The organism is Streptomyces sp. NPDC059142, from assembly GCF_042755665.1.
Classification (GTDB): domain Bacteria; phylum Actinomycetota; class Actinomycetes; order Streptomycetales; family Streptomycetaceae; genus Streptomyces.
Genome location: NZ_JBHZDA010000037.1, coordinates 1 through 6,166, shown reverse-complemented (window position 1 = coordinate 6,166; position 6,166 = coordinate 1). Strand labels below are relative to the sequence as shown.

Below are 6,166 nucleotides of genomic sequence, written 5' to 3'. Positions count from 1 at the left end.
GCGCCCCCCCCCCCCCCGGCGCCGCCCCGGCGGGCCGGGCGGCCCGGGCGGCCCACGGTCCGCCTGGCGCGGCGGCTCCGGCCCGCCGCGCTGCCGGCCCGCTGGATCGTGCCGGTCGCCGTGCTGGCGGGGGCGTTGGCCGGCGGCGCGTACGGAGCGCTCCGTACCCCCGAGTACGCGGCGACCAGCTATGTCGTCGTCGTACCGACCGAGCGGTCCGACCCGGCCGCCGCGCTGGGCTTCGCGACGGCGTACGGGCGGGTCGCCACGCAGGTCGCGGTGGTCGGGGACGCGGCGGTCTGGGCCGGGGTGCCCGCGCGGACCCTCAAGGAGAACGTCCGGACGGCGACCTCGCCCGACGCGCCGATGATCTCGGTGACGGCGACCTCGCCCCGGGCGGGCACCGCCGTGAGCATGGCGGACGGTGTGGCCCGCTCGCTCGTCGTCAACGGCTCGCAGACGCAGTCCAGCACGCACGTACGCGTCCTGCCGTTCTCCCGGGCCGTGGAACCCACGAGCCCGGTCACGCCCTCCGCGCCGCTCGCCGCGCTGGTCGGCGGCTGCGCGGGCGGGCTGCTCGGCGGGCTCGGCCTGCTGGTCCGCCCGAAGCGCCGCCCCGAGGCCCCCGCGCACGCCGGGGGCGCGGCGTCCGTGCCGGCCCCCGCGGCCGCCTCCTCCCCGCACCAGCAGGAAACGGTCTGATGGCCCCCGGACCCGGTACGCGGACCACCGCACCCTATGTCCCCGTGACGGCGCTGCTCCACGCCTCCCGGTCGGGCGCGGTGTACACCACCGAGGTGTGCCGGGACGCGGTCCGCTTCGCCGAACTCGCCCCGGAGTGGGGGACCCTGTACCGCCGCTGCCGTACGGCCACCCCCTTCCAGAGCCACGCCTGGCTGCACTCCTGGTGGCTGTCGTACGGCCAGGACGGCGCACGCGGCGGGCGCGGCAGGCTGCGCGTCGTCCTCGTCCGCCGGGCGGGTGAGCCCGTCGCGGCGGTCGCGCTGGCGCTCACGCACCGCCCGCTGCCCGTCCTCGTCCACCTCGGCGGCTCCATCTCCGACTTCTCCGACGTCCTGCTCGACGACGAGCACGCCGAGACCGCCGCGCCCGCGCTCGCCCGTGCCCTCGCCGAGCTGGCCCGTACCGCGGTGATCGACCTGCGCGAGGTACGGCCGGGGGCCGCCGCCGAGCGGGTCTACGACTGCTGGCGCGGACCGCGCCGCCGGCTGGCGGACTCCGTCTGCCTGGAGCTGCCCGCCGTCCCCATGGACGCGCTGCTCGCGCGGCTGCCCGCCGCGCGCGCCCAGCGCGCCCGCGCCAAGCTCCGCAAGCTGGACGCGCTGGGCATCGGCGAACGGGTCGTGGAGCACACGGAGGTCCCCGCCGCCGTCGCCCGGCTGCTGGCGCTGCACCGCCTCCAGTGGCAGGGCCGCGGCGTCACCACGGAGCACCTCAGCGGGCGTTTCGCGGACCACCTCACCCGGGCCGTGGGCGCGATGGCCGGATCCGGCGACGCCCGGGTCACCGAGTTCACCCTGGACGGCGCGGTGGTGGCCGCCGACGTCACCCTGATGTCCGGTCAGCTCGCGGGCGGCTACCTGTACGGCGCCGACCCCGGGCTGCGCGCCAGGAAGGCGGACGTCGCCACGATGCTGCTGCGCGCCGGTGCGGGATGGATCGGCGCGAGCGGCCGGACCACGCTGAGCATGCTGCGCGGCAACGAACCGTACAAGCACCACTGGCGCCCCGAGACCGTCACCAACCAGCGGCTGCTGCTCGCCCGGTCCGCGCTGGCGCCCTCCCTGCATCTGGTGGTCGCGCGCGCGGCGGGGCGCGGCCGGGCGGCCGAGCTGGTGAAGCGGGCGCGACCACGGGCCCGGCCACGGCGGGGCGGCGGCCAGGGATGACCTCGCCGCCGCCGTCCGTGCCGGGGCCGTGAACTCAGCCGCGCCGGCTCTGCCACCAGTCGAGACGGATACAGATCTTGCCGCCCAGCCAGCTCTCCAGCCAGGTACCGAGGTTCAGCGGGCGGCAGCCCTGCGGACGCTCGGGCGTCGGGACCGGTGTCGGGACCGGCGTGGGCTCCACGGGCGCCGTGGGAGAGGGGTCAGGGGTCGGGGCGGTCGGCGTCGGGGTCGGCACGGGCTGCGGGTCGCGTCCGTACAGCATCGAACGGAACACCTTCGACGACTGGGGATTCTTCCTGCACTGCCAGACGCCGTGCGGGCAGTAATCCGTGACGGTGTTGTACAGCGGCTTGTACGTGTCGATCCACTGGAGCATCCGGCGCATGTACACAGGGTTGTCACCGTTGCGGTAGAGGCCCCACTCCGGATAGGAGATCACCTTTCCATGTGCGGCGGCGAAGTCCACATGCTGCTGGAGTCCGTAGGGCTCGGTGACCTGTTCGTCGAACGTCCGTCCCGGCGGCTGGTCGTACGAGTCCATGCCGATGATGTCCACGGTGGAGTCGCCCGGATAACACTCCGTCCAGGGAATGGCGTCCCGCCCCCGGTTCGGCGCGAAATCGAATCGGAGTTTCTGTCCCGGCACCTCGCGCATCGCGGTGACGATACGGTTCCAGTACGCCTTCCATGCCTCCGGGTCAGGACCGCAACGATGGGTGTACGTGATTCCGTTCATCTCCCAGCCGAGCACGACCACCGTGTCGGGGACCCCGAGCGCCACCAGTCGCCGCGCCAGCTTCCTGAAGTGCTCGTCGTACTGGCCCGAGGCGCCTCTGCGCAGCTCACGGCGGACCACACCGTCGGACACATGGTCCTCGTTCCGCTCCAGCATGGGCACGTTGAGGATGAACATCCGGTCGTCGCGCGCCTTGCGCCACTCGGCCCAGCTCTCCAGGAAATCGGGGCTGCCCTCGATGTTGGACCACACGTCGCCCGGGAGATAGGTGTGCCCCACGCGCAATTCCCGGCCGCCGAGCCATTTCTCCATGGCCGCGATACGCCGTACCCCGTCCGGCCCGTAGTCGAGATACGCGCCCAGCGCGGGTGACGGGGCCGCCGGCGGCTTCTGTCTCTCCGTACCACCGGAATCCGCGGCGAGTCGTGGAACGGGCAGTACGGCACCGGAGGCGAGAAGTCCGGCCGAGATGACGCCCAGACAGGCGGTCGTCATCCTTCGGCTTCTTCGAGAGGTCATGTCCGCTCCTTGTGATCGCACGTGATTCCGTGGCCGCAGGCCATGGTCACGTTGATCACAAAGTATTTCTAATAAGCCGGTCGGGAACCCGGCCTGGTGTTGCAGTAGTCCATTCGTGAATTTCATCCCTCGCATGGGGTATCGAAATGAAGGGCACACCGTGCCGAGCTTTGACACCCGCGTTCCGGCCGTCCTCGTACGGCTCGACCGGAACCCGTTCCACCACGGCACGCTGGGCGCCGTACGCTCCCTCGGCCGCGCCGGGATCGAGGTGCACGCGGTGGTCGAGGGCGCGCACAGCCCCGTCGGACGCTCCCGCTATCTGCGCCAGGCCCATCTACGGCCCGCGCACACAGCGGATCTGACAGGGATTCCGGCGACCGACCCGGCGCCCGCCTCCGTACGGCGGCTGCTCCTCTCCATCGCCGACCGGCTCCCGGCCCCCGCCGTCCTCATCGCGATGGACGACCTGAGCGCCATCGCCGTGGACCGGCTCCAGCCGGAACTGACGGGCCGCTACCTCCTGCCTGAACAGCCGTCAGGGCTGCCCGAGCGCGTCGCCGACAAGGCGGAGCTGGCCGGCATCTGCCGGGAACTGGGCCTGCCCCACCCCCGCACGGTCATCCCCGACGGCGCGGCCGAGGCCGCCGCTGCCGCCTGGTCGCTGGGGCTGCCCGTGGTCGCCAAGTGGAGCAGACCCTGGCTGCTGCCCGAAGGGTCCGGGCTGCGCAGCACCCGCGTCGTCCGCTCCCCGCAGGAGGCACGCGCGCTGTACGGACGCAGCGACGAGGCGGGCAGCAGACTGCTGCTCCAGGAGTTCCTGCCGCACGGGCCCGACCGCGACTGGTTCTTCCACGGCTACAGCGGGCCCGGCCCCGGGCCCGGCCGCACCCGGCTGCTCGGGGCCGCCGGGCGCAAGGACCGCGCCTGGCCGGTGGGGGCGGGGCTGACCGCGGTCGGCCGGTGGCTGCCCAACCCGGCCGTGGAGCGACTGGCCGGCGAACTGGTCGCCGCCCTCGGCTACCGGGGCATCCTCGACCTCGACTTCCGCCGCGAGGCCGCGACCGGCGCGTACCACCTGCTCGACTTCAACCCCCGGCCCGGCGCGCAGTTCCGGCTCTTCACCGACCGCTCCGGCACGGATGTCGTGCGCGCCCTCCACCTCGACCTGACCGGACGCGGCCTGCCGGTGCAGGAGGCGGTGCACGGGCGCGCGTTCGTCGTCGAGAACTACGCGGCGCTGTCTTTCCTCTCCTCGGTCAGGACCGGCCGCCGGGACGTCGGGGGAACCTCCTCCCGGCCCCGGCGGCGCCCCCGGCCCCGCTCCACCGAGACGGCGTGGTGGGCGCTTGACGATCCGCTGCCCGCCTGCGCGATGGCCCTCGCGTGGGGGCTCCATCTCGTACGCCGCTGCGGGCGGCTGCTGCGCCGCGCCCTGCCGGTCCGGCGTGACGACGGCACCGGACGGCGGCCGCGCATCCCGTCCGTACGGCAGCGGTGGCGCGGCCAGGACCCCTCCGGCCGGCCCCCGGCCCCCGCACGGCGCCCCACCCGATGAACCCTCCCCAGCAGACACACCACAGAGAGCGGGAAACACCATGCACGACCTGGTAGTTGTGGGCGCCGGCCCCTACGGACTCTCCATCGCGGCGCACGCCGCCGCGGCCGGGCTCGACCTGCGGGTCTTCGGCAGTCCGATGGCCTCGTGGCGGGAGCACATGCCGCCGGGGATGTTCCTGAAGTCCGAACCGTGGGCGTCCAACCTCTCCGACCCGGGCGGCGCCTTCGGCCTCGCCGCCTACACGGCCACCCTGGGACGGGAGGCCCGGCACGGCGTGCCGCTGCCGGTCGGCCTCTTCGCCTCGTACGGACTGTGGTTCGCCGAGCGCGCCGCCCCGCCGGTCGACGAACGGATGATCACCTCCGTGGAGGTCTGTCCCGGCGGGTTCCGGCTGACCGCCGAGGACGGTGAGCGGATCCTCGCGCGTACGGTGGCGCTCGCCGTCGGCGTCATGCCGTTCATCGACATCCCCGCGCCGCTGCTCGGTCTGGACCGCGCCCAGGTGACGCACAGCAGCCACCACGCGGATCTGACGCGGTTCGCGGGCGGTGACGTGACGGTCATCGGGGCGGGTCAGGCGGCGCTGGAGACGGCCGCGCTCCTCGCCGAACAGGGCACGTCCGTACGGCTGGTGGCCCGCTCGGGGCGGCTCGACTGGAACACCCTGCCGCCGCCTCTCGACCGTCCCGCCGCCACCGCGGCGCGCGCCCCGCACACCGGACTCGGCTGCGGCTGGAAGAACTGGCTGTACGCGGAGACCCCCGGTGTCTTCCGCCGGCTCCCCGAGGCGACCCGCGCCCGGATCTTCACCTCGGCGCTCGGCCCGGCCGGGGCGTGGTGGCTGCGGGAGCGCTTCGAGACGGCGGCGCGGGTGGAGGTGCGGCTCGGCGAGAGCGTGGTGACGGCGGCCCCGGCGGGCGGCCGGGTACGGCTGGAGCTGTTCGCCACCACGGGGCGCACGGAGACCGTGGAGACCGACCATGTCATCGCGGCCACCGGGTTCACCCCGGGGCTCGACCGGCTCGGCCTGCTCGAAGGGCCGCTCGCCGGGAGCCTGCGGACCGTGGGCCCGAGCAGGGCGCCCGAGGCGAGCGCCGCCTTCGAGTCCTCGTACCCGGGCCTCTTCCTGGCGGGCCTGCTGAGCGCGCCCTCGTTCGGCCCGTCGATGCGGTTCGTGTACGGCGCGTCGTACACGGCGGAGCGGCTGGTGGCCGGGGTACGGCGCCGGGTCGGCGCCCGGGGCGGACCGCTCGCCAAGGTGCGCCAGCGGCAGGGGCAGCGCGAGGCGCAGGCCCGGGGCCGGCTCTCCGTCAGGTGAGCGCCGTCCGGCGGGGCGGGGGGGGGGGGGGCGCCCCCCCGCGCCGCCGCCCCCCGCCCCCGGCGGGGGGGGACGCCCCGGCGGGGCGCCCGGGGGCCCCGGGCACGGGCGCGCCCCCCCGG

General features: G+C 74.7%; 5 protein-coding genes. 4 read left to right on the top strand and 1 reads right to left on the bottom strand.

Annotated features, from left to right (window positions below; genetic code table 11):
• The first annotated feature begins 63 nt into the window (after window positions 1-63).
• On the top strand, window positions 64-702 hold the full coding sequence (locus ACFXPK_RS16030; RefSeq protein WP_385075773.1) for a lipopolysaccharide biosynthesis protein: 639 nt from the start codon (window positions 64-66) through the stop codon (window positions 700-702).
• Window positions 702-1,910 (top strand): GNAT family N-acetyltransferase, encoded by a 1,209-nt coding sequence (locus ACFXPK_RS16025; RefSeq protein ID WP_385075697.1) that lies wholly within the window; start codon window positions 702-704, stop codon window positions 1,908-1,910. The genes ACFXPK_RS16030 and ACFXPK_RS16025 overlap by 1 nt, the downstream gene beginning before the upstream one ends.
• 34 nt (window positions 1,911-1,944) lie before the next feature.
• Here ACFXPK_RS16025 and ACFXPK_RS16020 read toward each other — a convergent pair whose 3' ends face one another.
• Window positions 1,945-3,165 carry a glycoside hydrolase family 26 protein gene (locus ACFXPK_RS16020; protein ID WP_385075695.1) on the bottom strand — a complete coding sequence of 407 codons (1,221 nt, stop codon included), beginning with the start codon at window positions 3,163-3,165 and terminating at the stop codon, window positions 1,945-1,947.
• A gap of 160 nt (window positions 3,166-3,325) precedes the next feature.
• Between ACFXPK_RS16020 and ACFXPK_RS16015 the strand changes: the two genes are divergently transcribed.
• Both ACFXPK_RS16015 and ACFXPK_RS16010 read left to right on the top strand, forming a co-directional pair.
• Window positions 3,326-4,723, top strand: coding sequence for an ATP-grasp domain-containing protein (locus tag ACFXPK_RS16015; protein ID WP_385075693.1), 1,398 nt, complete (start codon window positions 3,326-3,328; stop codon window positions 4,721-4,723).
• Window positions 4,724-4,763: 40 nt separating this feature from the next.
• Window positions 4,764-6,044: an FAD-dependent oxidoreductase gene (locus tag ACFXPK_RS16010; protein WP_385075691.1), complete on the top strand. Its 1,281-nt coding sequence runs from the start codon at window positions 4,764-4,766 to the stop codon at window positions 6,042-6,044.
• The last annotated feature ends 122 nt before the right edge of the window (window positions 6,045-6,166 follow it).